The sequence below is a fragment of the Spongiactinospora sp. TRM90649 genome, from assembly GCF_029382225.1.
Lineage (GTDB): Bacteria > Actinomycetota > Actinomycetes > Streptosporangiales > Streptosporangiaceae > Spongiactinospora.
Window position 1 is genome coordinate 795,969 of record NZ_JARLTC010000002.1, and the last position, 26,999, is coordinate 822,967.

Consider the following 26,999-nt stretch of genomic DNA (forward strand, 5'->3'; position numbering starts at 1 on the left):
AAGGGAGATCGGAAGGGTTCTGACGAGTTCCGCCGGGTCCTTCCGGTAGCTGACGACCGGATCGTGGATTGCGAGGCCGTGATGCCGCCGCCCCGGACGCCGGAGGACTTCGCCGCCGCGTTCACCGCGCTGCTGACCGCGGGCGGCCTGACGGTCGCCGGGGTGCTGCGGCACTGCCCGGGACAGGTCAGCCGCAGCACGCTCTATGACTGGAAGAACGGCGACCACCTGCCCGAGGAGACCGGCCCGCTGCTGGCCGTCGTGGAGTCGTGCCTGGAGCGGGCCGCGCGGCGGGGCGCCGCGCTCGGCGACGCGCCCCGCGACGCCGACGGCTGGCTGCGGCTGCTCGCCGAGGCCAAGCGGGCCCGCGACACGCGCTCCACGGTCGCGGATCCGGCGGCTGGACGGCCCGTGGTCTCGGATCCTGCGGCTGGACGGCCAGTCGGCAGGTGGGATCCCGTCGTGCTCGGTGTGCACAAGGCGATCGGCGGCGGGCCGCTGCCGCGCTACGTCCGGCGCGTCCACGACGACCTGCTCTACGCGCTGCTCGATCCCGCCGTCGCCGCCAACCGGCTGGTGGCGCTGCGCGGCGGGTCGTCCACCGGCAAGTCCCGCGCGGCCTACGAGGCGGTGCGCGCGCGGCTGCCGCACCTGCCCATGTCCTACCCGCGCACCGGCGACGCGCTCGCCCGCCTGCTGACGCGCGGCGTGCCCGCCCGGTCCGTGCTGTGGCTCAACGAGCTGCGGCACTACGCCGACGACCCGGCCGGGACGCGGGCCCTGTTCGACCTGGCCGACCTGCTCGGTGAGCGGAACCACGTGGTGGCCGTGACCACGCTGTGGCCCGCCCACTGGGCCGCGTACACCGGGAGCCACCACGGCGAGCCGTACTCCCCCGACTCGGCCAGGGCGACCCGGGAGCTGCTGATGCCGCTGCCCGAGCTGACCGGCCACGACCCCCGGCAGGTGGATCCGGGGCGCGGCGGGGTCGTGGACGTGCCCGACCGGTTCACCGCCGAGGAGGTCGCGCGGGCCCTCCGCGACGGCGACACGACGCTGGAGCAGGCCGCGACCGCCGCCGCCGGGTCCGGCGAGGACGGCAGGCTCGCCCAGTACCTCGCCGGGGTGCCCGAACTGCTGGCCCACTGGCAGGGCCCCGGGGCCGACCCATACGGCCAGGCGCTGATCACCGCCGCGCTGGACGCCGTCCGACTCGGGCATCCGTATCCGCTCGGGCGAGAGCTGCTGGAGCGCGCCGCCGTCGGCTACTTGTCCCCCGCGCACCGCGCCGTCTCAGACGCCGACCGCGCCGGACGGCTCGACCGGGCCTGGGCGTACGCGACCCGAACCCTCAAGGGCGCGATCCAGGCACTCCAGCCGGTACCGCCCGAGGACGGCATCGGCGTGGCCGGATACCGTCCGGCCGACTACCTGGAGCACTCCTCCCGGCGCACGGCCCCGCCGCCCGCCTCGCTGTGGGAGGCGCTGGCCGTCCACGCCACGGCCCCCGCGCTGATGCCGCTCGGCGTCGCCGCCGACGATCGGGGCCTGTACCGCTACGCGTTCGCGTTCTTCACCGCCGCCGTCGAGGCGGGCGAGCGGTACGCCCGCAGTTGCCTGGCCGGGCTGTTCGAGAAGACCGGCAGGACCGACGAGGCGATCACCTGGTTCGGTGCCCGGGCGGACGCCGGAGATGCCGACTCCCTGCACTGGCTGGCGAACTTCCTGCGCGACGCGGGGCGCACGGAGGAGGCGATGGCCGCCTACCGCCGCGCGGGCAGCCCCAACGACCTGCGGTGGCTGGCCGGGATGCTGAAGCGGGCCGGGCGGGTGGACGACGCCATCGCCTGTCATCGGGAGGCGGTCGAGAAGTGGGGGGCGGAGCAAGGAGCGAGCCAGTTCGACCTGACCGATCTCCGTACCCTGATGATCGAGGCGGGCCGCACCGAGGAGCTGATCACCTGGCTGCGGGAGCGCGCCGAGGCGGGGAACGGCCTGGCAGGGGGGATGTGCGCGAGGCTTCTTGAGGAAGCCGGGCGCGTGGCGGAGGCCATCGACCTTCACCTGCTCTCCGCCAAGGTCCGCGGCGAACGTAAGCCGATTGAGCGTGCGTCCTTGATCCAGGCGGCGGCACTGCTGGAGAAGAGCGGCCGCGTGGACGAGGCGATCGCGATCCATCGGCGGCTGGCCGACGAGCCGGACGACTACACCGCCCTCTCGGGCGACTACCAGACCGCCCGCCTCCTCGCGGACACCGGGCGGGCCGACGAGGCCATCGCCTGGCTCCAGGGGCGCGCCGCCGCCGGGCGGCGCACCCATCGCGGACTGGCGGTGCGGTTGTTGCGCGAACAGGGCCGGGAAGCCGACGCGATCGCCTGGCTGGAGTCGCTCGCCCGCGACGGTGACCACGAGGCCGTCGTCCCGCTGACCGAGCTGCTGGAGGAGGCCGGGCGCGATGAGGAGGCGATTTGCCTGCTGCGGATCGGCGCACGCACGCACGAGTATCTGCTGTCGCGGCTGATCCGCACGCTGTTCCGGCTCGACCGCGCTGATGAGGCCGTCGCACTGTGCGCCGACGATCGGACCCGGGTGACGGTCGCCGGGCTGCTGCACGAGAACGGGCGGACGGACGACGCCCTCGCCCTGCTGCGCGCAAGCGACCCCGAAGGCCCGGCGACGGAAGTGATCCCGGCCATCCTGCGCGAGGCTGGCCGCACCGGTGAACTGATCACGTACCTGCGCGAACGTGCCGACGGAGGTGACGCCAAGGCCGCTCGCCGGTTGACCTCACTGCTCGTCTGGAACGGCCGTCGCGACGAGGCGATCACGTGGCTGCGCGGCCGTCCCGTCGAGCGCGACGCCTCGGCGGGCGACGAGCTGGCCGAACTGCTACGCCAGGCGTGTCGCCCGGAAGACCTGATCGTCTGGGTGGCGGGCCACCCCCAGCCCGGCTTGCGCGCTCTCTTACTGGCGGCCGAGGCCCTTCTCGAGGCCGGACGTACTGAGGAGGCGATCTCCCTCTATCAGCGCGCGGCCGGCCTCTACCACTCGCACACGGCCTGGTTCCAGACGCTGCCCGTGCTGACCGCGCTGCTGAGCCGACAGGGCCGGATCGACGAACTGGTCACCTGGCTCACCGGCCAGGCGGCGGCGGGCGAGTCCCAGGCGCTCAATGAGCTGACTATAGTGCTCCTGCACGCGGGCCGCGCGGAGGAGGCCCTGGCGGTCTGGGGCCGGTATGTCGAGTCGGGAGACGCCTTCAGGGGCAAGGCCGACCCGCCCGGCGACTTCGCCGACGCGTTCCGCGAGGCGGGCCACGGGGAATCGCTCGACCGGATGCACCGCTACGGCATCGACCCCGGCGGCGCGCCCGCCCAGCCCTGGTCCACGGATACATAACGGTTTTGGGGCCTTGTCAGGCGGCTGTGCGGAGGTAGCATGCAACGGCAGCGAAAAGTACGCGAGTGATCCCGTACGGTGATCTCGGCGAGGGAGGGCCGCGCGAGCGCCCCCGGCCACCGGCAGGTCAGCACGTACCAGGCGAGGGACACCACGGCCCCGATCCGAGGGCCGCATATCGAAACGGAACCTCTGCCATGCACCCGATCATCGCGGCGCTCACCAGCACCGGCATCTCCTGGACCCTCCGCCGCCCGATGGCCGTGATCGGCCCATAGCGATCCCGCCCGCACAGGACCCGGCCGGTTGCCGGCGCAGCCGACCGTGAGGACGGCGGGACGTCTACGCGTGCCCGGGCGAGCGCCCCGCCGTCCGTCCAGCGAGCCCGTCACACCCATCGAACGGGAGGTAATGCCGGAGTTCATAGGTTTTGCCCCGGCCGGGTGACCTCGCCGAATGCCGCCGACTAGCTTTGGATCCACCGGAGCAGGGCTCGATCCAGACGCGAGAACGGGGTGATCCCGATGCTCAGGAACATGCTCACCAACACTCTCTTCGCCTTCGCGCTCATGACCGTGGCGCTCGCCGTACCGGCGACACCGGCGGCCCAGGCCACCGCCACGACGACGGCGAGCGCACAGACGACGGCCGCCGAATGCGCGGTGCACAAGTGCGAATGGCGCCACTGGAAGGGCAAGTGGTGCAAGTTCTGCAAGAAGCACGGCAAGTGGGAGCGGATGTACTGCAAGCACAAGCGCGACTGACACGGCTGAAGGACATGCTCCCTCCAGCGGGGCCGGGCCCGATCACTCAGTGCCCGGCCCTCAAGCGTGCGGGCACGTCAGGCCGTCACTCCGTCACGCCGTATCGCACGAGGACGAGCCGCGAGCCGGGCAGCGGCGCGGCGTCGATCAGCCGGAGCCCGGTGCGCGAGTGCCCCTCGAAGGCCCGGACGCCCCCGCCGAGCAGCGCGGGCCCGACCATGAGGTGCAGCTCGGTCACCAGACCGGCGTCCAGCAGGCCGTTCCACATGAGGTGGCTGCCGAACACCACGATGTCCCGCCCCGGCTCCCGCTTCAGCTCCGCGACCCGGTGATGCGCGTCGGCCCGCCGGACGATCTCCGTCTTGGTCCACGGCCCGGTCCGGTCAGCGGTGAGGGTGTCGGACAGCACCACCTTCTCGATGGCGTTGTTGAGCCGGGAGATCTCCCGCTCCACGGGCGGCACGCCGGGGTCGTCGCACCGCGACGGCCAGTACTCCAGGAAGCCCTCGAACGTCGTACGGCCGAGCAGCAGGGTGTCCGCCGCGCGCAGGCGCTCGGCGTTGTAGACGTCGAAGCCCTCGTCGAACGGCATCGCCATGACGTCGTCGCCCGGCCCCGCGCCGTAGCCGTCCACCGTCACGATGTTGCACACGATCAGCTTGCGCATTACGCGAATCTCCTTCCGGCACGCGCGCCGATCGCGCGTCCCGGAAGTACAGAGACGGCGGCCGCCCCGAACTCATCGCCCGGCGCGAGATCGTCAGGACGATTCCAGCGGCAGCCCGAGCCTGCGGGCGAACAGCCGGCCGACCTCGGGGTCTACGAATCCGGCGATCTCCGTGATCTTCCCCGCGCGCAGTCCGAGGACCGTGATCGCGGCGAGCCGGTAGGCGTCGTCGCGGAGGTCGTGCTGGTAGCAGGCGAACGCGGGCTGGTCGTTGGCCCGGATCGGCCGCAGCCGCCAGGCGGTCTCGAACAGGCGGTCGGCCATGAAGGCGGCCACGGCTGCGCGGCCCTCGAACCATGCGGGCAGCGGCGGCATGGTGAACCGGGCGTCGTCGGCGAGCATCGCCACCAGGGCGGGCACGTCGGCCCGTTCCCAGGCGGCGACGAACGCCTCGATCAGGGCGCGCTCGCCGTCCGGGCCGAGCGCGGCGCGTTCGGCCCGCTGGGCGCCGGGGGCCGCGTCGCCGCCGAGCGTCCTGCGCGCCCGCTGCAGGGCGCTGTTGACGGCGGCCGGGCTGGCGTCGAGGATCCGAGCCACCTCGGCCGCCGAGTAGCCGAGCACCTCACGGAGGATCAGCACCGCGCGCTGCCTGCCGGGCAGGCGCTGCAACGCGGCCACGAAGGCCAGCTCGACGCCCTCCCTGCGCAGGTATCCTGCCTCCGGGCCGGGGTCGCCGCCCGCGACCTCGTCGTCCGGCCAAGGCTCCAGCCAGACCGGACCGCTCACCGGCTCGCCGAGTTCGGCGGTGTCGGGGCACGGCGGGCCGTACTCGGTGGAACGCAGGCGGCGGGCCCGCTGCTCGCTCATCCGCAGGCAGACGTTCGTGGTGACCCGGTAGAGCCAGGTGCGCAACGAACTGCGTCCGGCGAACCCGCCGATCCCGCGCCACGCGGCCAGCAGCGCCTCCTGCAGGGCGTCCTCGGCGTCGTGCGGCGAGCCGAGCATCCGATAGCAGTGCGCGGCCAGCTCTCCCCGATACCGCTCCACCAGCCGCTCGAACGCCCGCGCGTCCTCTCCTGGAGCCCCCTCGACCACCCGGCCACCCTACGCTGGGCCCCGGCCTCCGGCTCCGACCGGCTCCGCAGTTCGTACAGCAGGCCGAGCCGGTCGATGCGCCACAGTTGCGCCAGCACCAGAAGCGTGGCGCCGAGGACTGTGGGCCAGATCATCAGCGCGATCAGCCCCCAGCCGAGCAGGGCGAGCCCGCCAGGCGCTCGACGCCTCGACGGGGCGGAACCTGCGGGTTCAGCCACAGCCAGACGATCACGACGGCGATGGGGACCAGCGACCACCAGCCGATCCAGTCCCGGCTCCAGACCGCGAGGATCATCGCGGGGATGGCGGCGAAGCGCGTCCACACGCTCCACGGGTTGGCGTGCCGCCGCCACGCCTCGTCGGTCATCCGAAAGGCCGCAGCGACCTTGGCCAGTGCCCGGATCACCGAGCGTTTGCTCGAAACCGCCACCCGCCCACCCGCCTCTTCGCGAATTAGGGCCTGCGCAAGACGTCCCTGGAGGAGCTGACGGCCCCCGCGGGCATCGCCAAAACCTCGCTCTACGCGTTCTTCGACTCCAAGGAGGACCTCTACTTCGAGGCCATGCTGCGCCAGGGCGACCAGGTACGCCGACACGTGATCGACGAGGGCCTCGCCCAGGGCACCGACCCCCGCGACGGCCTCCGCCGCTTCCTGCACACCACGGTCGCCGAACTCGACACCAACCCGCTCTACCGCCGCGTGATGTCACACCCCGAGGAAATGGAAGCGGTCAGCGCCAGGCTCACCCCCGAACGCCTGGCCGCCGCCGAGTCCGGAGCCACCGCCGACCTGCTCCACTTCCTCACCACCCACCTGCCCGGCGACCCCCACATCCTCCTCGGCACCCTGCGCGCCGACCGCCTCGGCCCAGACCTCTACCCGCGATCATGACCCGCCTGATCGACGCCATAACCACCGGCCTCACCACCGACTGACCCCGAACCCGACGATCGCGCGAAAGTGCAGGGGCTGTGCTCAGGAACCGCCTCTGACGATCGCGATGGTGGAAACCGATAGCAACGCCGTACCGACGATCGCGAACAGCACCCGCACGAGTAATGGAGAATCCGCCCCGACGATCGCGGGCAGCCCGATCATGAATGCCCCGAGCGCGCTGAGCGTGACCCGTGTCAGCAAGCGTGACCGCGATCTTCGAACGACCACCGGAAAGCCCGCGCTGATCTCAGGGTGCTCGCCCTCGCGACCGTGAGCGACGGTCACCCTGGTCAACGCGTCGAACCCCACGGGGGAAGGTTGCAGCCAGAACTCCACCGCGTCGTACGGTGAGCCTATGTCGCAGAAGTCTTCGAAGGAGATTCGAAGATGTGCGCCATCCGTCACGCACGACAGTCGCCGTTCATCGCCCTCTACGGAGCCGTGCGTACGAAACCACACCTTCAGCCGCACGGCCCGCCGGTCCGACAGGAGCAGGCGGCCCTGCTCGTCGAACGGCACAGGGCCACCTCGATCGAGAACGGGTTCGTCGATGCGGATGAAGTAGGAATCCCGAAACGTCGGATGCTGGGCCAAGCGCCCCGCCGCACCGGCCCAACGCGCCGGCCCGCTGTGCATCCCGTCGTTCGCCATAGACCGACTGGGGAAGCAACCGGTGGCCAGATAGAACTGCCCGTCGTTGAGGGCGATCAACTGATCGAGGTAGCGATGCCCCTCGGCCCTGAGTTCATCCTCGGTCACTGGATAGTCGTCGAGGTCGGTGTAGTCGCCCATGCGCAGCCGGAAGACGCAGACACCGGCCGCGCATTCGGCATCGGCCACAAGGGCGTGACGTACCGGCAGCAGAAACGGAGACCCCGACTGCCGGTCGGCGACGAAGGCCACGACACAGCTACGGCCGACCACCGATCGATCGGCGACCCATCGGCGCAAGGCCGGTGCCACGTGTCTCGCCTGATACCTCATCCGTACGAGCGCACCGGGCGGCTGGGCGAGAGCGACGAGAATGTCCTCCGTATATCGCTGCCTGGCGTTGGAGGACAGGAAGAGAACCGACCGCTGGGAACCTGCCATGGCCTACGATCCCTGCTGCGCGCGGATGGGGAGGACGGCGCTTCAACCATCGAAGCGAATACCGGCTCGTCGATGGACCGCAGGGCTGTCGAGCCGATCGCGCCCTCGGAGATTCCCGTACGACGTTCTCGTGCCGCACGCGCTAACGATCTCCATGGACGCCTCCGACTGACCGCCCGTCACCCGCGACGAGCGACGCGACGACACCCACTGAGCCTCAGCGATCGTCTCCCTTACACCCGTGGATGGTCAATCGGCCTTGTGCTCCGTGCCGGCATGGGCGTGACGCCCGCACGGGTGTCATGAGAAGGCGGGCGATGATTTCTACGCTTGGACCAGCGCCCGATCGAAGGGGGATTCCAATGGGACGCTGGGAAGGCAAAGACGAATGGGGGCGTCCGATCGAGTCGTCGCCGGGTGGTGAACCGACTCTAAGGACCCGCCGTACACGCCTGTCGATTCGACGAGCGTGACCTGTCCCGACCTCGTCTCGGGCGAATACCCGGACGGTACCGGCAGTGTGCGTTTCGGCGGCGGCGGCGCTGGTGACGACGGGGGCGGCTTCATGGACTGGCTCGACCTGTTCTCCTGAAAAGCATCCCGGCGCGAGGGCCGAACTCCGGCTCTCGCGTCCGCATGCCGGAAACGTAGAGGTTTCCATTGATCACGACTCTCCTGCCCGGCCTCCGGGAACTTCGCGCCCCGCTCGCCTGCGGATATCCGTGGCTCCTCAACGCGTGGGCTGCCGTGGGGCGACCTGTTGCCCAAGGGCCGTCCGGAGGCGCGCCCGCTGGCGTTGGTCTATGCCGTCCTGTTCTTCCGGCAGGGGGTAGGGCGGGCCATCCGCTCGTGTGACGTCATCGCCCAGGCACTGATCATGGGGGTGGTCGAATCCCGGTTCATCAACAAGGAGCGCGCCACCGAGAACACGGACATCAGCCTGACACGGCCCACGGCGGTCGTTGAGCGCGTTCGAGTGATATAGCGTGCGAAATTCATCCAGGCGGGAGCGCCGGCAATGGCAGGCACGTGAATTCGCCGACGATCGGGGATGCTTTTGTCCGATCGGAAGGTGCCCCGTCCGTTTTATTGCCACTAATCACGATGAATTTCTTCAAGCGTAGATGAAAGCGCGGGAACTGCGTCGCCAAGGCCGCCGTTGGACGGCTTGAACGCAAGGTGAAATGCGAGGCGAGCGCATGTCCGCACTACCCACACGGCTCATCGCCGTGCTTTCGGTCGTCGCAGCAGTGATCTTCGGATTGAGCTTCTACCTGGAAGAATTCCATCTGGATTACCTGCAAAAGCACCCGATCATGGTCAACCTGCTTTCGGGAGTCATCGGCTTCTGTACGGTCACGATCGTGGTCAGCGCCTTTTTTGGACGGTATACCAAAAGGCACACAGACGAGAGGAAACGAGAATGCCATCTCGCCCTCACCCACAACCTGAAGGTGTTGCTGCGCAGCGCCACTCCCGCCTTTTGGCAGGAGATTCGGGGGCTGCGGATGCGCCGCCTCGGCCACATACTCCAGATCCCGACCACGACCGACGACGTGTTCTCGTTCCGCTCGCGCGTGTTCGTGGCCGCGAATGCCGCGGAACTCGCCCTGACCGCACAGGACCGCCACATCAATCCACGTTCCTATGTGTACGTCCATGCCGAACGCGTGCTCGACAACGGCGGGCAACTGGAAATCCTCGCCGCGGACGCCAGGGCCGCGCCCGCGCGGTTGCGCGCCCGGCGGACGCTGAACCGGGAGAGCGACGAATCCCTGCCCTTACTCATCACCGTGGTCGACTACGTGCTGGAGCTGTACGAGAGTCCGCAGGTGGCGTTCGCCGTCCTGCACGGGCCCTACTTGTGAGGCCCGGCAGAGACCCGGCTGAGGCCCAGCGCAAAACTTACCCGCACCGGTATCACGCTCGGTAATCGCATGACCGCGTGGTGGTCAGGATCGGAGAGCGCATCGGCACCACGAAGGGAAACAGCCATGCACCTGATCCGGACCGCATCGATCCTGGCGGCCGGGGCCGCGCTCGCCACGGCCGCGTTCGCCGGTACCGCCGTCCCGGCCTTCGCCGACGTCGACGCCGACCTGTGCCAGGCGGGCGGCGGCCGAGTCGGCTACGACGCCATCTACGGGCGAGTCTGCTACGGCGGTGAGTTCCACGGGCAGGAGGTCGTCATGACCGACTACCTGCCCATCGACGGCATCGGCTCCGGCGTCACGGCCGAGCTGTGCCGCGGCACCGGCGGGCGGGTCACCTCCTACGCGTTCGGCTACAACCGGCCGTACTGCCGGGGCGGCTACTTCAACGGGCAGCTCGTCCGCTGACGGCACGGCCGAGCCGTACGAGGCTCGACCAGCCGTACGCCCGGCAGTCTCGCGGCGAGGCCGGACGCGATCGCGGCCGTGCGGTCGGTGCTCGCGTTGTCGACGAGGGTGATGGTCCACGCGAAGGGGAAGGCCCGGGTCAGGTGGTCGCGCAGCACGCCCGACGCATCCGGCCAGTGCCAGCTCCTCGTTGTGGACGGGCACCACGATCTCCACGGTCGCGATCCGGCCCGGCGGCCCGGTCGAGCCGCAGCTCCAGGAGAACAGGCTGGGAGGCCATACACCGGATCCCCCGGCAAAGAGCTATAACCATGACCGCTTGCTCCGAGTCAGGAAATACGCGTACAACGGCGGCCTGCCCGCTGATCCACCGGGGCCGGCTCCGGCTCACAGCCGGTCGAGGAAGTCGCGGACGGCCGCGGCGAAGGCGGCCGGGGCGTCGTCGTGGACCCAGTGGCCGCAGCCGGGGAGTTCCCGCAGGACGGTGCCCGGTCGTCGTTCGGCCATGCGCCTGGCCATCGCGGTGGGCAGGATGGGGCTGTCCGCGCCGTGCACGAGCAGGGCCGGGCAGTGCGAGCCGAGCCAGTCGGGCCACCAGTCGCCGACCAGGGCCCGCTGGGAGGCCATCATGTCGACGTGGTCGAACAGGAAGCCCCAGCCGTCGGGGTGTTCGACGGCGCTCTCCAGGAAGTAGCCCGCGTCGGGGATGCCGTGGGCCTCGACGCCCCTGCGCAGCTCGCCGAGGGTGGCGGCGCGGCGGGGCCAGTTCGTCACGTCGAGCACGGGGTGGGGGATCTCCGGCCGCCGGTTGTACGCGCCGCCCTCCTCGTCGACCAGCGCGCCGACCAGGTCCGGGTGCCGGGCGGCGAGCTGGTAGGCGGTGACCCCGCCCATCGAGTGGCCGAGCGCGATCACCGGGCCGAGGCCGAGGTGGCGGACGAACGCGGCGGCGTCGGCCACGTAGGCGTCCCGTCCGAAGTCGCCGCCGGTGTCGCTGTGGCCGTGTCCGCGCTGTTCCAGCGAGATCACCCGGTAGGCGGGGGCGAGGGCGGCGGCCAGCGGGGCGAACATCCTGGCCCGGCCGAAATGCCCGATCATGGCCAGCACCGGGGCGCCGTCGCCCCCGAAGTCCACGTAGGCCAGCCTCCGTCCGTTCACCAGTGCGTACTTCTCGACAGCGGTGGTCATCGGCGTTCCTCCTCGGTCTCATCCGGAGCGAGTTAGCGTAACAGTCGTTACGTGAATAGGATGAGACCCCTCCCGGAAGGAGCCGTCATGGCCAGGCCGCGTGATCCGCACCGCCGTGCCGAGCTGCTCGACGCGATCATCGGTCACCTGACCGCCCACGGCGTCGCCGGGCTCTCGCTGCGCCCGCTCGCCCAGGCCCTCGGGCAGAGCACGTCGGTGCTCACCCACCACTTCGCCACCAAGGACGACCTCATCGCCGCCGTGCTGGAGCATCTCGACCGTCGGCAACGCGACCGGCTCCAGGCCCTGCCCGGCTGGGAGGAGGGGCGGAGCCTGGGAGCCGTCATCCGGGCCTCGTGGGAGTGGCACCTGACCGCCGGCCACCTGCCGCTGATCCGGCTGCTGCACGAGATCGAGGGCCTGGCGGCGGCGGGCCGGCTCACCGGGGCCTACGTGCCGACCATGCTCGGCGACCGCGCCGAGTTCGTGGCCGAGGCCCTGCGCGCCCACGGCGTCCCCGACGACGTCGCCCGCGCCAACGCCACGCTGCTCAACGCCGCCTACACCGGCCTGCAGCTCGACTACCTCACCACCGGAGACACGGAACGCGTCGAAGCCGCCCTCGACCGTCTCGTCGAGCTCGCCGACTCCTGGACCCACCAGTCCTAGGGAAATCATTTGCCGCGCTTTGCGCAGCCGACATATGGTGCAAGCACGCGGAAAGGAGGTGGTCCGAACAATGGTTGATCATAGTTGGGCTAGCGAGGTGGCTGTCCGCTAGGACTCGCCGACTCCGGACTATGTCCGGACGTCTGGTGACGTCCGGCGAATTCGAGGCAACCACCGGAACCCCGGGCAGCCGGAGGGCGCGACGCGCCCATTGGTCCATCCGGCCCGTCTCCTCAGCGAGATGGAGCGCGCCCGGGGTTCTCCAGTTCCACCCTCAGTGTTCTCCCCCGGGCTCTCCCCTGGGCGGGACGCCGAGGGCCGCGCAGGCCTCTCGGTACATCCGGACGACCTCCAGGCGGATCTGGGCGCGCTCGGTGATCGGCGCCGCGAACGGCACGCGCACCGCGACCTCCGCGCCGTCCACCACCGCCGCGAAGTCCATACCGCCGGAGTCGACGCCCGTCGTGCGGGCGGCCGTGGCCTCGGGCCTGCCGCCGAGACTCCGGCAGATGAGCAGCGCGTCGTCACCGTGGTCGTCGTTCATGTGCCGCGTGACGGCCGCGACCACGTCGTCGGAGAAGACGGCGGTCACGCGTCGTCACCGGCGAAGTCGGCGACCTTCTTCAGCTCGGCCGACATGTGCGGCTGCATCGGCTTGCCCAGCGCGGCCATCTCGTAGACCCACATCAGGTTGCCGTTGACCAGCCCGTACATCCGGCGGCCCGCCGCGTACTCCTTGGCGGTGGAGGTGCGCGCGACCACGTCGGTGGCCAGCTCGATCTTGTTGAAGACGACCTCGCCGAGGTAGATCTCCACGATCCCGGTGGGGTGGGAGAGCACGACCTCGAGCTGCCGCTCGGGCAGCGCCCGCCAGAACCCGGTCTCGATGGCGGTGGGCCTGACCCGCTCGCCCTCCTCGTTCAGCAGCCAGGTGCGGCTCTCGTAGGTCAGGAACGGCTTGCCGTTGTGCCCGAACACGACCTCCTGGCCGAACTGGATGCTCTCCATCGTCGGGTAGCCGCCGACGCCGGCGCCCTCCCACCGGCCGAGCAGGAACGCGATCGGCTCGATGTCGGCATGCATTTCAGGTACACCCATAGGGCATGAGCCTAGTCAACGCGAGAGGCTGACTCCGCCCGCGCGGCCGCGCGTCGCGCGAGAACGCGGGCCGCCTGGTGGATCATGGTCGCCCGGGCATAGTCTTGCCCGCATGGCACGATCATTGGTGATCAAAGTGACCGCCGGAGCCGACGCCCCCGAGCGCTGCAACCAGGCGTTCACGGTCGCGGCGGCGGCCCTGGCCAGCGGGGTCCAGGTGTCGCTGTGGCTGACCGGTGAGGCGTCGTGGTTCGCGCTCCCCGGCCGGGCGAAGGACTTCAGCCTGCCGCACGCGGTGCCGTTGCAGGACCTGCTCGACGCCGTGCTGGCCGCGGGCAAGGTGACCGTCTGCACGCAGTGCGCCGCGCGGCGCGACATCACCATGGACGACCTCATCGACGGCGTGCGCATCGCGGGCGCGCCCGCGTTCGTCGAGGAGGCCGTCTCCGACGGCGCCCAGGCCCTGGTCTACTGAGTCAGACCTACTGGGCCGGAAGTACTTCCTACTGGGCCGGAAGCACGGCGGCCAGGCGTTCCTGGCGCAGCCGGTCGTACCAGGTGTCGTCGAGCGGAGCCGGCGGCCCGCCGATGGTCCAGCCGATCAGCAGGTCGGCCAGCGCCGGGTTGCGGGCCAGCGCGGGCCCGTGCAGGTAGGTTCCGATGACCTTGCCCGCGTAGCAGCCCTCGGTGCCGTCGCCGTTCCCGATGCCGACGATCGTGCGTGACAGCGGGCGCACCGCCGAGCCCAGCCAGGTGACGCCCATGTGGTTCTCGAACCCGGTGAGCGTGGGCAGCGGGCCCAGCTCGGGCGCGATCTCGGCGGCCAGTTCGCCCACCGCGCGCGCCGTGCCCCGGCCGCTGGCGATGTCGAGCAGTTCCAGGCCGGGTACGGGCTGGCCCTCCTCGCCGCCGAACGTGGTGCCCATGATCTGGTAGCCCGCGCACACGGCGAGCAGGGCCGCGCCGCGCGCCACCGCGCGGTTCAGCCCGCCGTCGCGGCGCAGGCGCTCGGCGCCGAGGATCTGCGGGCGGTCCTCACCGCCGCCGATCAGGTAGATGTCGCCGGTCTCGGGCACCGGGTCGGCCGAGCGCACGTGGACGGTCTCCACGGGGATGCCCCGCCGCAGCGCGCGCTGTTCCAGGACCAGCACGTTGCCCTGGTCGCCGTAGGTGCTCAGCAGGTCCGGGTAGATCCAGACGATGCGAAGCGCGCTCTCGGTGGTCCTACGGTCACTCTGCACGGCCGAACTCCGCTCGGATCTGCTGGAAGGCGGTGTAGTTGGCGATCACGTCGACCCGGCCGGGCGGCTGGGCGGCCAGGGCCTCGGCGAAGCGGTCGGTGAGCTGGAACGGCACGCCCGCCGTGTCGAGCCGCAGCGCCAGGTCGAGCCTGCGCTCGCCGGTCACGAACACCGGACGGCCGCGCAGGATGCGGTAGTCGACGTCCCACAGCCACGAGGTGTCGCGCCCGTCGGGCCCCTGCGCGTTGACCGACAGGATGATCGGCTGGGCCGGGTCGGAGACGTCGAACGCCTCCAGCCAGCCCGCCGGGTTCTTGGCCAGCAGGAGCCGGGCGTGGCGGCCGTCCCGCTCGACCGTGGTGTAGCGGCCCGCGACCGACGTGACCTCGGCCAGCCGGGGCAGCGCCACCTGGGGCGGCACCCCGAAGATCTCCGCGACGGCCAGCGCCATCACCGCGTTGGAGCGGTTGGCCAGGCCGGGCAGCCGGATGTCGAGCGGCCAGCGATGCCCCCTGGGGTCGATCGCCGCGTCGTCGTCGAGCACCCACGCGGGCTCCGGCCGTTTGAAGGTGCACTCGCGGCAGGCCCAGTCGTTGTCCTTGCGGTCGAGCGGACCGCCGCACTCGGGGCAGCACCAGGAGTCCTCCTTCCAGCGCTGCCCCCCGGCCACCCAGGTGACCTGGCTCGCGGTGGACGCGCCCCAGGTGACCAGCGGGTCGTCGCAGTTGGCCACGACGTGGGCGGGCCGACCCTGGAGGGCGCGCCGCCACTTCTGCGCGAGCAGCCAGATCTCGGCCGCGCGGTCCATCTGGTCGCGGCTGAGGTTCATCAGGCACAGCACGCCCGCCCCGGTGGTGTCGAGCACCTCGGGGAGATACTTCTCGTCCACCTCCAGCACGCCGTAGGGGGCGTGCTTGGCCTGGGAAAGGGCTGACACGTGCCCGGCGGGCATGTTCGCCCCGAAGGCGTTGGTGGCGACCTCGCCCAGCTCCAGCAGCGCCGAGGTGATCAGCCGGGTCGTGGTGGTCTTCCCGTTGGTGGCGCTGACCAGCACGAGCTTGCGGTCCTGCGCCAGCTTGCGCAGCAGGTCGGGCTCCAGCACCAGGCCCACCCGGCCGCCGATCACCGATCCGTCGCCGCGCCCGGTCATGCGGGACAGGGTCGCGGCCGTACGGCCGAGCACGCTGGCGACCTGCGCCCTGAGCGGAAGCTGACTCATGACGTCCGATCCTAGCCGCGGATCGGGTCCTCCGTCCCTAGCCGGGGAGATCACGGCCATACCCGCACGATCGGCGTGTAAGGCGGCGTCGATCTCGGCATGCATGCGGCCAGCGCGACCACCAGCGTGACGATCGTCATGACGATCAACGCCCCCATGGTCGCTCCGACGGCAAGAAGGAATGTCACTTTCCGTCGCATATGTACTACTTTACGCTACTCGGCGAACGAGATCTCGGCCTCGCTCTCGGCGTCGTTGCCGAAGGGCAGCACGAACCGGCGCGGCCACGACAGCACCGCCTCCAGCCAGCTCGCCGCCATCGTCTGCGCCACGTGCGCCAGCCGCTGGCCCGGGTCCACGCCGATCGCGACCGTCATGACGTCGCGCTCGACCACCTCGTGCTCGTCGTCGCCCAGGATCGCCCGCCAGGCCAGCGCCCGGTTGCGGTCCACCTCCATGGACAGCGGATGGTGGCGCAGCGCCTTGGCCCGGTGGCCGAGCAGCTCGCCGCGCCCGGCGGGCGACTCCGGCGCGGTGCCGTTCACCCCCTGGTGCGCGTACGGCCGGCCGTACTGGTCGGTGCCGAACAGCGGATACTCCATCGGCGGCGCCGGGCTGCGCAGGTCGGGCGCGGGATGCCCGAACGGGAACAGCCGATCCACCTCGTGCAGCCAGCGGACCTGCGGGATCACCCAGGCGGGCCCCGGCCGCTCCGCCGGGTGACGGCCGTTGCCGTCGGCGGGCAGCGGCGCGAGCAGCCGCCCGCCCTCGGCCGCGCCCCTGGGCGCCAGCAGCCCGACCGCGGTCTCCGCCGCCTTCTGGGTCAGCAGCTCCGGGTCGTACAGGGTGCGCAGCGACCAGGCGCGGCGCGACACGCTGCGCTCCACCAGCGTGGCCAGCAGGCACTCGCGGCGGCGCTCGGGCAACTCGGCCCAGATGTCGGCGAGCACCCGGGGCACGCCGGGCAACGGGCGGTTCGTGCAGAACGCCAGCACCAGCGTGTCGGTCCAGATCCGCAGCCACGCCCACTCGGGCGCGTCGGCCAGCAGGTCGGCCTCGCGCAGTTCGAACAGCGTGCAGGCCTTGCCGTCGCGGCAGGCCACCCCGCAGGCGGCCGAGCGCCGGCCGTCGATCGGCGGGATCGGGCCGGGCATCGCGCGCTCGCGCCCCTCCCCCAGCGGCACCCGCACCCGCAGCGGGCGGTCCATACCGTCGGCGAACACCGCCGCCGTGCCCGGCTGGAGCGACACCACCTGCCGGGACTGCTCCTCGCTGAGGTTCATCGCCGCGCCCACGAGCAGCCGGTCGTCCTCGGCGGGCAGCCGGTGCACGACCTTCAACGCGGTGTTCTTCACCACGTCGGCCACCAGCTTGGTGGGGATCTGCTCGGCCACCACGATGCCCTCGCCGTACGCGCGGATCTCGGCCAGCATGCCCGCCAGCAGCTCCACCGCGTGGGTGCTGGCCCGCCCCTCGCCCCGGTGCCGCAGCAGGCGGTGCGCCTCCTCGATCACGATCACGTGCCGCAGGCCGCCGGAGCGTTCCTGCCTGGCCCGTATCCGCAGGTGCTCCACGATCCGGATGATCAGCGTGCCCATCAGGAACGCCTTGTCCTCGTCGTTGGCGACATCCTCGATGGCCAGCACCACGTTGCGGCGCAGCAGCCCGCCGATGTCGGCGGGATGGCCGCCCTCGAAGAACCGGCCCGCCGAGCCGACCCGCAGGCTGCGCAGCCGCAGCCGGATGAAGCCCTCGACGTCGGCCTGCACCTCACGGCCATAGCCGATCTCGTGGATCACGTCCATGGCGTGCGCCTGGAGCTGCTCCAGAGTCGGGACGGCGGGCCGCACCGCCGCCCCCGGAATGCCCCCGCCGGTCACGACGTCCCACCCGTTGGCCTCGTAGACCCGCTGCAGCGCCAGCGACATGATCTGCGGGAACGGCTCCTCGGCGTCGAAGGCGGCCATGAACAGCGCCCTGACCATGTCGATGTGCGCCTGCACCGGATAGCCCGGCTCCGGCGCGAGCGGGTTGACGCTGAGCGGCACCGTGTCGGGGGCCGACGGGTTGATCACCGTGAGCTTCCCCAGGTGCTCCACGCGCCCGGCCATCGCGGCGTACTCCGACTTGGCGGGCTCGATGGCCAGCCAGGGGATGCCCGCCGTGGTGAGCTGTTCGAGCAGGTGGCGAACGGTCTGCGACTTGCCGGAGCCGGTCGCGCCGGTGACGAACGCGTGCCGGTTGAGCGTGGCCAGCGGCACCCGGAACGCGCCCACCGCGCGGTCGTGGCCGTCCACGATGGTGCCCAGCTCGACCAGTTCGCCCGGCGGGGTGCGGGTGTCGGCCTCGCTGGTGACGTCGAAGTAGCCGGTTTCGAGCACCCGCACGCCGGGGACCTCGCGCCTGGGCAGTCCGGCGAGCGCCGCCAGCGCGCCAGCCGTGGCCGCGAACGGCGCCGCCGCGCCGTCGGCGTCGTCCTGCACCCCGGCGGTCAGCGCCTCGGCCAGGCCGTACACCGACTCGCTGCCGCCGGACAGCGCGCTGCGCAGACGGTAGGGGTGCTGGCTCATGTCCACCGAGCCGACCAGCACGGGGGCGATCTGCCGCAGTTCCTCAGGACCGGCCGCGCCCGCCAGCACCCGGACGTTCCACAGCCCGGCCTCGCGGAACGCGTCGAGTTCCTGCATGCGGCGTTCGGCGCGCTCGGCGTCGTAGCGGCTGCGTTCGGAGGCGTCGCCGTACTGGCGCAGCACGTTGAGCTGCGTGCGCAGGTGGGCCACCTCGGAGTCGAGCAGGTCGGTCGGCTCGGCCACCACCAGCCAGCCGAACGGCCGCGACATCAGCGTGACCAGGGTGGACTCGAACAGGGTGGGCAGCTTGATCTCGTCGGGCGCGGGCTCGCGACGCCCGCCCAGCGGCGGGGCCTGACGGCCGGGGCACGGCGTCCAGACCAGGTCGGCCAGGTCGTCCAGCCACTCGGGGCCGATCGGCAGGCCGCGCGCCCCGCCGGGGAACAGCAGCGGCTGCGGATCGGCGGGCAACGGCTCGGGCGGCGCGTCGGCCGCCCGGCGCGGCGCGCGGGGCGGAGTGAGCGGCCCCGCGTTCGTGATCAGTTCGAGCGGACGGCCGGACCCGCGCGACAGCCACCCGATGACGAACGGCCGCCCGCGCTGCGCGGCCGACAGCGCGGCGGGCAGCACCGTCACGAAATCCCATTCGGCCGACGAACTTCTCGTCGGTGCGGCGATGGCCTGAACCAGGTACCACGGACCACTGAGCGGGTGACCCGCGTTAGAAGGCGCGCTCGCCTGCATGTGACTCCCGCCCTCGGCGGCTGGTTACCGCTTCCACATTCGGCACCGGATCAAGCCGCCACGTCCACAATGACCATTCTCTTACCCGGCCGCGCACCCCGCTTGCACCGGCGTCCCCGATCACCGGCGGCGGCGCCAGTCGAGCCGGGCGGGCGGCGGCCCCAGGTTGGGCGGCACCAGATGCGGCGGGATCACGCCCTCGGGGGTCTCCTGGGGCGCCTCGCCGTTCACCGACGGCTCGCCGGGCTCGTCGCCCCGGTCGCCCTCCGGCGGCGCGGACTGCTCGGGGACCCGTTGCAGGGCCTCCTTGACCTCCTCCAGCTCGCCGAGGGTGGTGCGGGGGAAGGTGAGGATCGCCGGGTTGGCGTCGGCCAGCCGGACCCGCCTGCCACCGGCCGTGGCGTCGGTGACGATCACCGAGGTGGTCGGGAGCTGCTGGAGCTGGTGCGGCTCGACCAGGAACTCGCGCGAACGCTGCAGCACCCGCTCGGTCTCCCCGCCGATCGCCTTGCTGGCCGCGCGCCCCCACTCGGTGGACTCGGTGATGTCTTCCCGCAGGTCGGGCTTGGCGCCCTCCTTGTCGCCGGCCTCGTCGTCGTCGAGGGCGACCACGGTGGAGGTGTAGCCGCCGTCGAGGCCGTCGACCGGGGCACTGATCGTCTCGGTGAGCGTGGCCAGCTCCAGCCGGTGCTCGGTGCCGACGTGCTCGCTGGCCACCCGGGCGTCCTCGGCGTTGCCCAGCCGCATGAACGCCACCGCCGCGTGGCCCCGGCCGAGGCGTTCCTTCACGGTCGGGGTCAGGCTCCGGTAGGTGAGGACGAGGCCGGTGCGGGAGGTCTCGCAGGCGTCCATCAGCCGGTCGAGGACGTCGCCGCGCAGCTTCTCCGCGCCCGCGACGATGATCGTGTGGTACCAGGGCCGGTCGGAGGCGGGCGACTGGCGCAGGATGTGGGTCAGCGCGGTGGCCACATAGGTGCCGAGCACCCGGTTGCCCAGCACCCCGGCCTGGCGGTCCATGCTGACCACGCGCAGCCGCGCGGGCGGCAGGCGGACGGCCTCGCTGCCCAGCGTCTCCAGCTTGCGCAGTTGCGACTCCAGCGCCCAGGCCCGCTCGATCACCACGCGGTCGCTCACCCCGCGCCCGAACAGCGTGCCGATCTTCTCCAACTGGGCCGCCGTGATCAGGCCGAACCGCAGGTCGTCGCGGGGATCGCCGACCTGGGCCAGGGCGCGCAGCGCGGCGGTCACCTGGTTGATGGTGGCGTTCTCGCCGAGCACCTCAAGGACGCGTTCCAGGATCGCGTTGTCGAAGCCGAGGTCGCGGGTGGTGTGGTGCTCCTCGCTGACGCTCACCACGTGGGCCAGGACGTCGGCGAACGCCTCGGAGGACAGCGTCGCGCCGAGGTCGAGCCGGGGCAGATCGACCGGTAGCACCCAGACCAGCGGGTCGTCGCCGCCGCGCGAGGCCAGCTCGATGAGGTCCTTGGCGATCGCGCCCTCGGAGAGGTCGAGCACGGTGAGGTGCCCGCCGCTGTACAGGCGGGTCGCGCCGATCAGCGTGACCAGCGCCGACCAGCCGGGGAGCGTGCCGCCCGCGACGTCGATCCGGTCGATCTCGTCGGGCACGGCCACGGCGTACCACGACACCTGGCGCTCGAAGCGCTGCTTCTTCTCCTCCCACTCCCGGTAGCGCTGGGCGTGCTCCTCCTGGGCGGCGAACAGCTCCTTGTCGCGCTCGCGGCGCAGGTGCTCGTGCTGGGCCTGCTTCTCGGCGACGCGGTGACGCACCGCGCGGCGCCCCTGGTAGAGGGCGTAGCCGCAGAACACCGCGACGCCGCCGGTGGCGGCCAGCCCGATCAACGCGAACGACCAGCTCAGCATCTCGGTGACGCCCAGCCCGAAGATCAGCAGGGCGACGATCACCATGAAGGTGCCGAAGATCTTGACTGGCCGGTTCAGCAGGTCTTCCTGCAGCTTCTCCCTACGGATCCACTCCGAGTCGACCGCCGGGGGCAGGTCGGACGAGGCGCCTGGCGACGGGCGCTTCGGCGGAGGCCCGGGATCCGGGTACAGCAGAACGTACTGCCAGCCCAGGTAGATCCGGTCCGCCTGGAGCTGTGCGTGCTCGGGATGCACGTCCGCCACGGGGACCTCCGGCCGCCAATCGTCGCCTTCGAGACAGCGTATAAAGGCGCCGTCGCCTTTGGGGCAGTGTTCTGCCCAATCAGCCGGATTTCCCGCGATCAGCTAACCCAGCGCCATCATCGGCCTCACCGGCACATCCGCTTTCACCTGACCGTCGCCGCCCCTCGGCCCGGCGGCCCGGCGACCCCCGCCCCTCTTGACCCCGGCCACGAACGACCGCCACACCTCGGGGGCGAACACCAGGACGGGCCCGAGGGGATCCTTGCTGTCCCGGACGGCGACGACGCCCGGGAGATTGCCCGCCACCTCCACGCACTGGCCGCCGTTGTCGGCGGAGCGGGAGGACTTGCGCCACTCCGCGGCACTCAGGTCCATTGCTGCCTGACCTCCTTGATCATGCGGAGGGATACGTGCTCAGGATATGCCCAGCGTCTGATCGCCTCATATCGATTGGAAAGGGAGGCCAGGATGTCGCGATTGGTGGAAACTCGGCCCTCCGCGGCGGAATCCGCATAGGTGGCGTCGGGCTCCCCCTCGGGCATCTCGGCGATCATGAAGGTGCCGGGCATACCGGCGAGGCAGTCGGGATCGACGACCTGGATGCACACGTTGGGCCGGCTGGCCGTCAGCAGCAGCCGGTCGAGCTGGTCGCGCATCACCTCGGGCCCGCCCACGCGACGGCGGAGCACCCCCTCGTCGATCAGCACCAACAGGTACGGCGGGTCGCTCCGCTCCAGCACCCGCTGCCGCTGCAAACGGGCCTGAACCCGGGCCTCGACCTCCTCCTCGGTGATCCGGGGGCTCTGGGTGAAGATGCAGCGGGCATAGTCCTCGGTCTGGAGCAGGCCGGGGATCAGCAGCGGATCCCAGGAACGAATAACGCGCGCGGCGGGCTCGATCTCGTCTACCCAGCCCAGAAACCAGCCGGGACCGCCGGTATGGGAGAAGATGCGCTTATACAGCAGCATAAAGTGCTGTTTCTTGGTTAAGCCGAACATTTGGTCTAGCCGCTCGGCGTCGGACTGCGACGGCGTGCGCGACGCGAGTTCCAGGCGGCTCACCTGCGTCTGCGTACAGCCGAGGCGTGCCCCGACCGCGGCCTGTGACCACCGGGCCTCCCGCCTCAGGCGGCGCATTTCAGCCCCGAAGCGGACGCGTGGAGACTCCGGGTCGGGGGTTGACTCGGCACCCACTTACAGCCTCCCAACAGTAATCGCAATCTACTGTGGACCGCAGCGTCAAACCAATGCTAGGTCATGGGAATCCATGCACCGTCATCATCGTGACACGACGGGGAGGCATTATGGGAAAACCCACACCCTGTTCTTTGGCAATCCGGGGAAGCGCCCTTCTGCTTTCGACAGCGATGCTACCGGTCGACCAGTCCCTAAACACCATAAAAGCGCACGACCGGGATGGGCCATCGTCGGCGGCGCGGGCAACGCGCACGCCGGTCACGTGGACCTACACCGGAAGGCGGGCGGCGGGGGGCGCGCCGTACGGCGCGGGGCCGGAACCGCCGGCCGGTCGCGGCGAACCAGGCCCGGCCCGGACGGTCAGCACCCCGGTCAACGGATGCCGAAATGATCAAAACGGATTTCGGCGGATCGCTGCTAGTTTCTGCCGATGGCACCCAGAGAGCGGCCCACTGGACGCGGCGGCCTCTATATCCTGCTGTTCTTCCTGGTCGCGAGTGGCCTGAACAGCGGTTTCATCGCCTTCGACGCAGGCCTGCCGTGGCTCGCACCGCTCGCCGTCCTCGCTGGGCTGGCCGGCGGATGGTGGTGGCTCGCGAGTGGACACGGCGCACGGACACCGATCCGGATCTGGGTCCTCCGCGCGGCCGTCTACGCCGGGAGCGCGCTGCGCCGCGACCGCGACCGCACATGAGCCTCAGGACGGGCTGAGCCTGACAAGAGCCGTCAACAGCACAGCGATAGCCGCGAATCCGGACACTGACCCCACTAACATGCTCTCTTATGACGTCACCTCCCGGCGGCGGCCGTAAGAAGCGCCCGGTGCTCATACCGGTGATCGCGGTACTCCTGGCCACCGGTCTCGGAGCCACGGCGGTGCTCGGAGGGCTCGACCGCCTGCCGGACCCGCCGCCCCTGACGCTGAAGCAGGGAGACGTCCTGGACCAGGGTCTCTTCCGCACCCGGTTCGTCGGCGCGACACTGACCACGGTGGCGCCGCGCAACACCTGGGACAAGGAGAAGCGCCTCCTCGACCTCATGTTCAAGGTCACCAGCCACGCCGACAAGACCATGCCCGTGGGCGGCCCTCCCGACCCCGGGCAGCCCTCGGCCTTCTTCATGCTCTTCGGCGGCTCCCTGCTGCGGACCGACCCGGTGCTCAAGACGGAGTTCGGCGGCATCGCCAAGGTGGTGGACAACGGCTCGGAGTCCGGCCAGCTCCACCCCGGGACGACCTCGACCGTACGGATTCGCTACGACCTCCCGGAGAACACCCGCGTACCCGACGAGATCGTGCTGGAGATGGGCGGCTTCGAACTGCAGCAGCGGTTCCCGTCGGAGCTGGTGGAGTGGACGTCGATCACCACGGAGGTCGCGGAGCACAAGTTCGCCGCGGAGGTGGCGGCCCGGGTCACCCTGCCGATCATGCGGGAGGACGCGTGACGACGCCCCCGGCCGCGCCCGGACGCGGCGGCTCGCGCAGACGCCCCGGCGGACGGCGGCGCTCCGGCCGGATCTACAACATCGCGGTGGGCCTGGTCCTGGCCGCCGTGGCGGTCGGCGCGCAGCACTACGCGCTGACCCCGGCGGAGCAGGAGGCGCCGCTGGCCTCCACCGGAGGCATCCGCGAGGAGGTCGCCACCGGCCGCTACACGGCGAAGGTGAACACGGTGGCGGCGGCCCGCTCCATCGAAGCGCCGGACGGCCGCACGATGAAGCGGATCGAGACCGACAAGGTGTTCCTGATCGTCCAGGCGTCGGTCACCGCCCCCAAGGAGCCGACGCACATCGACGGCGTGCTGCTCACCGCCGACGGCAAGCGCTACGAGGCCACCGACCGGATGCCCAAGACGCTCACGCTGGCCAACCCCTGGATCCAGCCGGGCTGGTGGGTCACCGGCCCCCTGGTGTTCGAGGTGCCGGTGGAGGTGGTGGCCGGGGCGAGCCTGGTGGTGCTGCCGGAGCAGGGGGCGATGCTGATCGAGCCGTACCCGCCGGAGGCGGTGATCGACCTCGGGCTCGACGACGCGGCGGCCAAGGCCCTGGTCGCACAGGCCCAGGACCCTTACTCCATGCACAGGAACCGATGATGGACGGGAACGGACAGCACCCGCCGCAGGACCCGGCGGACCGGCACGACCCGTTCGCGCCCCCACCCCCCTGGGACGCCCAGCCGACGCCGCCTCAGCCCCCCAGGGGCCGCCGCCATCGGCAAGACCCCCCGCCGGCCGTCCCCCCACAAGGACCACAGCCACCCCAAGGACCACACCCACCGCAGCCCGTCTCCCCACAGGCACCACAGGGACCGCAGGGGGCGGCTTCGGGCTGGAACGCGCTTCCGGCGCGGCCTGGGCGGGCGCCGGGGACCCCGCATGGCGGGCGGCCGGACCAGCAGGTCTGGCCTCCCGCCCCGCGACACGACGGCGAGGACGACGGATCCACCCAGCCCTTCCCCGCCGTCCGGGCCGAACCGCTCCCCCTCCGCCGGCCCGTCCCGCGGCGGCCCCTGGAGCCGCAGCAGGCGACCGCTGCGGAATCACCCCCGATGCCGCCGATGCCCCCGATGCCCCCTGCGGCTCCGGCGGAGTCGCCGGGGAGCGAGGCCGAGGAGGAGACGCCTCCGCGACGCCGGACCGGGCTGAAGTTGGCCGCGCTCGGGGTGCTGGCCGTCGTGGCGATCGCCGTCCCGACCGTCGACCGCTATCTGGTGTTCCAGGAGAACTGGGACCGCGAGACCGTCCAGACGGTCGCCGCCGGAACCCCGCTGAACTTCGCCAACGTCTCCTGGAAGGTCACCCTGGAGAAGACGCCCTCACCCGACCCCAAGCGCCCGTCGCCCCCCGACCGCACCTGGGTGAAGGTGACCGCGACGCGCGTGTCCCTCAACGCGGACGGCGCGCGCCGCGTGATGAAGCCCGATGTCGATCTGCGCGACCCCGACGGCCGCAAGTGGATGCTCGAATCGCTGAAGGACGACCTCCCCGTCGAGCCCGAGGAGCACAAGACGGGCACGCCGTACAGCTACACCTGGCTGGGCATCGTGCCGGTGGCGGCCTTCGACCGGATCCGGGTGCACCTGCGGCCCAGCGACCTGCGCAGCGACCTGCCTACCGAGGGCCTGCTCAAGCGGACCGACGAAGTGCCGAGCTACGTGGTGTTCGCGTTCACCCGCTGATCGTCGTCGTCCCCGCCGGCCGCGCCATCGGCGGCACCGTCGGTCTCGGTCAGCCCTAGGGCCCTGGCCCTGGTCGAGGCCAGGTCGAAGGTCGCGGCCAGCAGGCACATGGTGAGCACGGTGACCACCAGGTCACGCACGAATGTCACCGGGAACCCGGTGACCATCCAGAAGTAGGGCTCGGTGGACCCGATGAGCTCGCGCACGCCGCGCTCGGCGTAGCCGGTCACGATCCGCAGCCCGATGTAGCACAGGCAGAACATGCCGAACAGCGGGGCGCCGCCGCGCACGGTCAGGCGGATGGAGTGGGCGATCGGGATCCACCGCTCCTGCACGCCGGCGGTGAGCTTGGTGAGGGACTGCTGGGTGAGGTTGTGCGTACGGTCCAGCCGTCCGGCCGCGCGTTCGGCCACGGTGCCCCGGATCGCCGCCCGGGTGTCGTTGATGTCGGCGCCGAACACCAGGATGCCGACGGCCAGCCAGGTCAGCGGCAGCACCATGGCGTCGATGATGAACGGCCACTGCTCCCCCCACCAGCCCCAGAACGCCTCCCAGCCGGGGATCTGCCGCTCGGCCTGCTCGATCATGCCCTTGGTGCCCGCCACGACCGAGCGGTGGTACAGCCAGTCCGAGCGCTCGGAGGCGAAGGTGATCGTGGCGTTCAGGCCGAAGAACGCGAACGCCAGCTCGGAGAAGGCGGCGGCGGACCCGGAGAACCTGCCCTCGCCCGCGTCGTAGCGGCGGCTGAAGATGAGCCTGGCCACCCAGGCGACGATGGCGATGCCGAGAGAGACCCGCACGTCCATGTCGACCAGCCCGCGGCCGACCGTGCTCTCCTCGCCGAACAGGGCCGCTTCCAGGGGCTCGCCGATCCGGTGCATCTGGTCGAGACCGACGAAGTCGCGGACGTCCTGGACGTAGAAGCCCCAGGTCAGATAGATGACGGCGAAGGCGGGCGCGACGCGGTCGAGGGCGACCAGGAACCGCTCGTCGCCGCCACCACCGGCTCGGCGGGCGCGAATCTCGGTGAGCGCGCCGCGCAGGGTGTGGAGCATGCCCACCGTGACGATGAGCTGCGTGGCCACGATGCAGGTGAAGATCAGCATGGTCAGCACGAGGCGGACCTGCCTGGCGTCGCCGTGCGAGATCTCCGTGCCCAGGTAGAGCAGGGCGAACCTGGCCACCTGCCCGCCGATGTACCACAGCAGCACGCCGACGCCGCAGGTCGCGGCCAGGCGCAGGGTGTGGGCGGGAAGGGAGTAGGGCGACGGGACGGCTCGCGACCTGGCACGCTGCGGTGCGGGACGCGGTGGAGAAGCCAAGCCAGACGTACCAGACATCCAGGGCATCGTATCGATCTCGATACCGGCTCGCAGGCCGGTCCGCGGCATCGCCGGAACCCGCCGGGCACTGCGCCGAAAACCGTGGAGCGCCGGTCCCCGAGTGGGAACCGGCGCTCAA

General features: G+C 71.1%; 27 protein-coding genes and 1 pseudogene. 13 read left to right on the forward strand and 15 right to left on the reverse strand.

The genetic code is table 11. From position 1 onward, the window contains the following. Nucleotides 1-63: 63 nt before the first annotated feature. Both P3X83_RS03870 and P3X83_RS03875 read left to right on the forward strand, forming a co-directional pair. Entirely contained in the window at nucleotides 64-3,399 is a 3,336-nt protein-coding gene (locus P3X83_RS03870) for a hypothetical protein (RefSeq protein ID WP_277303070.1), read from the forward strand. Between the two features lie 536 nt (nucleotides 3,400-3,935). Further along, a complete protein-coding gene (locus P3X83_RS03875) occupies nucleotides 3,936-4,163 on the forward strand; it encodes a hypothetical protein (protein ID WP_277303071.1) in 228 nt (75 codons plus the stop codon). A gap of 85 nt (nucleotides 4,164-4,248) precedes the next feature. Here the strand turns inward: P3X83_RS03875 and P3X83_RS03880 are convergent, their stop codons facing one another. The 3 genes from P3X83_RS03880 to P3X83_RS03890 all read right to left on the reverse strand — a co-directional run bounded on the left by P3X83_RS03880 (nucleotide 4,249) and on the right by P3X83_RS03890 (nucleotide 6,355). After that, nucleotides 4,249-4,830 (reverse strand): dihydrofolate reductase family protein, encoded by a 582-nt coding sequence (locus P3X83_RS03880; RefSeq protein ID WP_277303072.1) that lies wholly within the window; start codon nucleotides 4,828-4,830, stop codon nucleotides 4,249-4,251. Nucleotides 4,831-4,923: 93 nt separating this feature from the next. Beyond that, nucleotides 4,924-5,925, reverse strand: a complete 1,002-nt coding sequence (locus P3X83_RS03885; RefSeq protein ID WP_277303073.1) for an RNA polymerase subunit sigma-70 — start codon at nucleotides 5,923-5,925, stop codon at nucleotides 4,924-4,926. A 142-nt stretch (nucleotides 5,926-6,067) separates the two neighbouring features. Continuing rightward, nucleotides 6,068-6,355 (reverse strand): DUF6653 family protein, encoded by a 288-nt coding sequence (locus P3X83_RS03890; protein WP_277303074.1) that lies wholly within the window; start codon nucleotides 6,353-6,355, stop codon nucleotides 6,068-6,070. A 132-nt stretch (nucleotides 6,356-6,487) separates the two neighbouring features. On the opposite strand from P3X83_RS03890, the gene P3X83_RS03895 reads away from it, so the two are divergent. Next, nucleotides 6,488-6,817 (forward strand): hypothetical protein, encoded by a 330-nt coding sequence (locus P3X83_RS03895; RefSeq protein WP_277303075.1) that lies wholly within the window; start codon nucleotides 6,488-6,490, stop codon nucleotides 6,815-6,817. Between the two features lie 84 nt (nucleotides 6,818-6,901). Here P3X83_RS03895 and P3X83_RS03900 read toward each other — a convergent pair whose 3' ends face one another. Further along, nucleotides 6,902-7,825 (reverse strand): hypothetical protein, encoded by a 924-nt coding sequence (locus tag P3X83_RS03900; RefSeq protein ID WP_277303076.1) that lies wholly within the window; start codon nucleotides 7,823-7,825, stop codon nucleotides 6,902-6,904. 598 nt (nucleotides 7,826-8,423) lie between these two features. Between P3X83_RS03900 and P3X83_RS03905 the strand changes: the two genes are divergently transcribed. The 4 genes from P3X83_RS03905 to P3X83_RS03920 all read left to right on the forward strand — a co-directional run bounded on the left by P3X83_RS03905 (nucleotide 8,424) and on the right by P3X83_RS03920 (nucleotide 10,293). Beyond that, the gene (locus tag P3X83_RS03905) at nucleotides 8,424-8,546 is read left to right on the forward strand and encodes a hypothetical protein (protein WP_277303077.1); all 123 of its coding nucleotides are present in this window, start codon (nucleotides 8,424-8,426) and stop codon (nucleotides 8,544-8,546) included. 168 nt (nucleotides 8,547-8,714) lie between these two features. Beyond that, entirely contained in the window at nucleotides 8,715-8,939 is a 225-nt protein-coding gene (locus tag P3X83_RS03910; RefSeq protein ID WP_277303078.1) for a hypothetical protein, read from the forward strand. A gap of 214 nt (nucleotides 8,940-9,153) precedes the next feature. Beyond that, nucleotides 9,154-9,822: a hypothetical protein gene (locus tag P3X83_RS03915; protein ID WP_277303079.1), complete on the forward strand. Its 669-nt coding sequence runs from the start codon at nucleotides 9,154-9,156 to the stop codon at nucleotides 9,820-9,822. A 126-nt stretch (nucleotides 9,823-9,948) separates the two neighbouring features. After that, nucleotides 9,949-10,293 carry a hypothetical protein gene (locus P3X83_RS03920; RefSeq protein WP_277303080.1) on the forward strand — a complete coding sequence of 115 codons (345 nt, stop codon included), beginning with the start codon at nucleotides 9,949-9,951 and terminating at the stop codon, nucleotides 10,291-10,293. Here P3X83_RS03920 and P3X83_RS43280 read toward each other — a convergent pair. Continuing rightward, nucleotides 10,266-10,451 carry a hypothetical protein gene (locus tag P3X83_RS43280; RefSeq protein WP_346742669.1) on the reverse strand — a complete coding sequence of 62 codons (186 nt, stop codon included), beginning with the start codon at nucleotides 10,449-10,451 and terminating at the stop codon, nucleotides 10,266-10,268. The genes P3X83_RS03920 and P3X83_RS43280 overlap by 28 nt on opposite strands. A gap of 229 nt (nucleotides 10,452-10,680) precedes the next feature. Then, nucleotides 10,681-11,481: an alpha/beta hydrolase gene (locus P3X83_RS03930; RefSeq protein WP_277303081.1), complete on the reverse strand. Its 801-nt coding sequence runs from the start codon at nucleotides 11,479-11,481 to the stop codon at nucleotides 10,681-10,683. 87 nt (nucleotides 11,482-11,568) lie between these two features. On the opposite strand from P3X83_RS03930, the gene P3X83_RS03935 reads away from it, so the two are divergent. Further along, entirely contained in the window at nucleotides 11,569-12,150 is a 582-nt protein-coding gene (locus tag P3X83_RS03935) for a TetR/AcrR family transcriptional regulator (protein WP_277303082.1), read from the forward strand. Between the two features lie 274 nt (nucleotides 12,151-12,424). Here the strand turns inward: P3X83_RS03935 and P3X83_RS03940 are convergent, their stop codons facing one another. Together P3X83_RS03940 and P3X83_RS03945 are read right to left on the reverse strand one after the other, a co-directional pair. Next, nucleotides 12,425-12,742, reverse strand: coding sequence for a DUF2470 domain-containing protein (locus tag P3X83_RS03940; protein ID WP_277303083.1), 318 nt, complete (start codon nucleotides 12,740-12,742; stop codon nucleotides 12,425-12,427). Further along, nucleotides 12,739-13,248 (reverse strand): FABP family protein, encoded by a 510-nt coding sequence (locus P3X83_RS03945; protein WP_277303084.1) that lies wholly within the window; start codon nucleotides 13,246-13,248, stop codon nucleotides 12,739-12,741. Before P3X83_RS03945 ends, P3X83_RS03940 begins: the two co-directional genes overlap by 4 nt. Nucleotides 13,249-13,360: 112 nt before the next feature. Here P3X83_RS03945 and P3X83_RS03950 point away from each other — a divergent pair, with 112 nt between their 5' ends. Beyond that, entirely contained in the window at nucleotides 13,361-13,723 is a 363-nt protein-coding gene (locus P3X83_RS03950) for a DsrE family protein (RefSeq protein ID WP_277303085.1), read from the forward strand. Nucleotides 13,724-13,751: 28 nt separating this feature from the next. Here P3X83_RS03950 and P3X83_RS03955 read toward each other — a convergent pair whose 3' ends face one another. The 6 genes and pseudogenes from P3X83_RS03955 to P3X83_RS03980 form a co-directional block, all read right to left on the reverse strand. Next, nucleotides 13,752-14,489 carry a glutamine amidotransferase gene (locus tag P3X83_RS03955; RefSeq protein WP_277303086.1) on the reverse strand — a complete coding sequence of 246 codons (738 nt, stop codon included), beginning with the start codon at nucleotides 14,487-14,489 and terminating at the stop codon, nucleotides 13,752-13,754. Continuing rightward, complete coding sequence (locus P3X83_RS03960) at nucleotides 14,479-15,708, reverse strand: MurT ligase domain-containing protein (protein WP_277303087.1); 1,230 nt, start codon at nucleotides 15,706-15,708, stop codon at nucleotides 14,479-14,481. The genes P3X83_RS03955 and P3X83_RS03960 overlap by 11 nt, the downstream gene beginning before the upstream one ends. 215 nt (nucleotides 15,709-15,923) lie before the next feature. Continuing rightward, nucleotides 15,924-18,914 carry an ATP-binding protein gene (locus P3X83_RS03965; protein ID WP_277303088.1) on the reverse strand — a complete coding sequence of 997 codons (2,991 nt, stop codon included), beginning with the start codon at nucleotides 18,912-18,914 and terminating at the stop codon, nucleotides 15,924-15,926. 228 nt (nucleotides 18,915-19,142) lie between these two features. Continuing rightward, on the reverse strand, nucleotides 19,143-21,167 hold the full coding sequence (locus tag P3X83_RS03970; RefSeq protein ID WP_277303089.1) for a hypothetical protein: 2,025 nt from the start codon (nucleotides 21,165-21,167) through the stop codon (nucleotides 19,143-19,145). 204 nt (nucleotides 21,168-21,371) lie between these two features. Next, nucleotides 21,372-21,542, reverse strand: a pseudogene (locus P3X83_RS03975) (DUF397 domain-containing protein); the annotation flags it as partial. Next, nucleotides 21,533-22,360: a helix-turn-helix transcriptional regulator gene (locus tag P3X83_RS03980; RefSeq protein ID WP_277303090.1), complete on the reverse strand. Its 828-nt coding sequence runs from the start codon at nucleotides 22,358-22,360 to the stop codon at nucleotides 21,533-21,535. The gene P3X83_RS03980 and the pseudogene P3X83_RS03975, both read right to left, overlap by 10 nt. 433 nt (nucleotides 22,361-22,793) lie before the next feature. Between P3X83_RS03980 and P3X83_RS03985 the strand changes: the two genes are divergently transcribed. The 4 genes from P3X83_RS03985 to P3X83_RS04000 all read left to right on the forward strand — a co-directional run bounded on the left by P3X83_RS03985 (nucleotide 22,794) and on the right by P3X83_RS04000 (nucleotide 25,538). Further along, complete coding sequence (locus P3X83_RS03985) at nucleotides 22,794-23,057, forward strand: hypothetical protein (protein WP_277303091.1); 264 nt, start codon at nucleotides 22,794-22,796, stop codon at nucleotides 23,055-23,057. Between the two features lie 89 nt (nucleotides 23,058-23,146). Beyond that, complete coding sequence (locus tag P3X83_RS03990; RefSeq protein ID WP_277303092.1) at nucleotides 23,147-23,806, forward strand: hypothetical protein; 660 nt, start codon at nucleotides 23,147-23,149, stop codon at nucleotides 23,804-23,806. Beyond that, the gene (locus P3X83_RS03995) at nucleotides 23,803-24,453 is read left to right on the forward strand and encodes a hypothetical protein (RefSeq protein WP_277303093.1); all 651 of its coding nucleotides are present in this window, start codon (nucleotides 23,803-23,805) and stop codon (nucleotides 24,451-24,453) included. The genes P3X83_RS03990 and P3X83_RS03995 overlap by 4 nt, the downstream gene beginning before the upstream one ends. Nucleotides 24,454-24,917: 464 nt before the next feature. After that, nucleotides 24,918-25,538 carry a hypothetical protein gene (locus tag P3X83_RS04000; protein ID WP_277303094.1) on the forward strand — a complete coding sequence of 207 codons (621 nt, stop codon included), beginning with the start codon at nucleotides 24,918-24,920 and terminating at the stop codon, nucleotides 25,536-25,538. Here the strand turns inward: P3X83_RS04000 and P3X83_RS04005 are convergent. Then, nucleotides 25,511-26,878: a hypothetical protein gene (locus P3X83_RS04005; RefSeq protein WP_277303095.1), complete on the reverse strand. Its 1,368-nt coding sequence runs from the start codon at nucleotides 26,876-26,878 to the stop codon at nucleotides 25,511-25,513. The genes P3X83_RS04000 and P3X83_RS04005 overlap by 28 nt on opposite strands. Between the last annotated feature and the right edge of the window lie 121 nt (nucleotides 26,879-26,999).

Bases quoted from the DNA above. Each gene is read 5' to 3' on its own strand.
- P3X83_RS03985 (WP_277303091.1), top strand. From the start codon at position 22,794: ATGGCACCCAGAGAGCGGCCCACTGGACGCGGCGGCCTCTATATCCTG.
- P3X83_RS04000 (WP_277303094.1), top strand. From the start codon at position 24,918: ATGCCCCCGATGCCCCCTGCGGCTCCGGCGGAGTCGCCGGGGAGCGAG.
- P3X83_RS03945 (WP_277303084.1), bottom strand. From the start codon at position 13,248: ATGGGTGTACCTGAAATGCATGCCGACATCGAGCCGATCGCGTTCCTG.
- P3X83_RS03950 (WP_277303085.1), top strand. From the start codon at position 13,361: ATGGCACGATCATTGGTGATCAAAGTGACCGCCGGAGCCGACGCCCCC.
- P3X83_RS03895 (WP_277303075.1), top strand. From the start codon at position 6,488: ATGCTGCGCCAGGGCGACCAGGTACGCCGACACGTGATCGACGAGGGC.
- P3X83_RS03990 (WP_277303092.1), top strand. From the start codon at position 23,147: ATGACGTCACCTCCCGGCGGCGGCCGTAAGAAGCGCCCGGTGCTCATA.
- P3X83_RS03935 (WP_277303082.1), top strand. From the start codon at position 11,569: ATGGCCAGGCCGCGTGATCCGCACCGCCGTGCCGAGCTGCTCGACGCG.
- P3X83_RS03875 (WP_277303071.1), top strand. From the start codon at position 3,936: ATGCTCACCAACACTCTCTTCGCCTTCGCGCTCATGACCGTGGCGCTC.
- P3X83_RS03930 (WP_277303081.1), bottom strand. From the start codon at position 11,481: ATGACCACCGCTGTCGAGAAGTACGCACTGGTGAACGGACGGAGGCTG.
- P3X83_RS03880 (WP_277303072.1), bottom strand. From the start codon at position 4,830: ATGCGCAAGCTGATCGTGTGCAACATCGTGACGGTGGACGGCTACGGC.
- P3X83_RS03920 (WP_277303080.1), top strand. From the start codon at position 9,949: ATGCACCTGATCCGGACCGCATCGATCCTGGCGGCCGGGGCCGCGCTC.
- P3X83_RS03960 (WP_277303087.1), bottom strand. From the start codon at position 15,708: ATGAGTCAGCTTCCGCTCAGGGCGCAGGTCGCCAGCGTGCTCGGCCGT.
- P3X83_RS04005 (WP_277303095.1), bottom strand. From the start codon at position 26,878: ATGTCTGGTACGTCTGGCTTGGCTTCTCCACCGCGTCCCGCACCGCAG.
- P3X83_RS03915 (WP_277303079.1), top strand. From the start codon at position 9,154: ATGTCCGCACTACCCACACGGCTCATCGCCGTGCTTTCGGTCGTCGCA.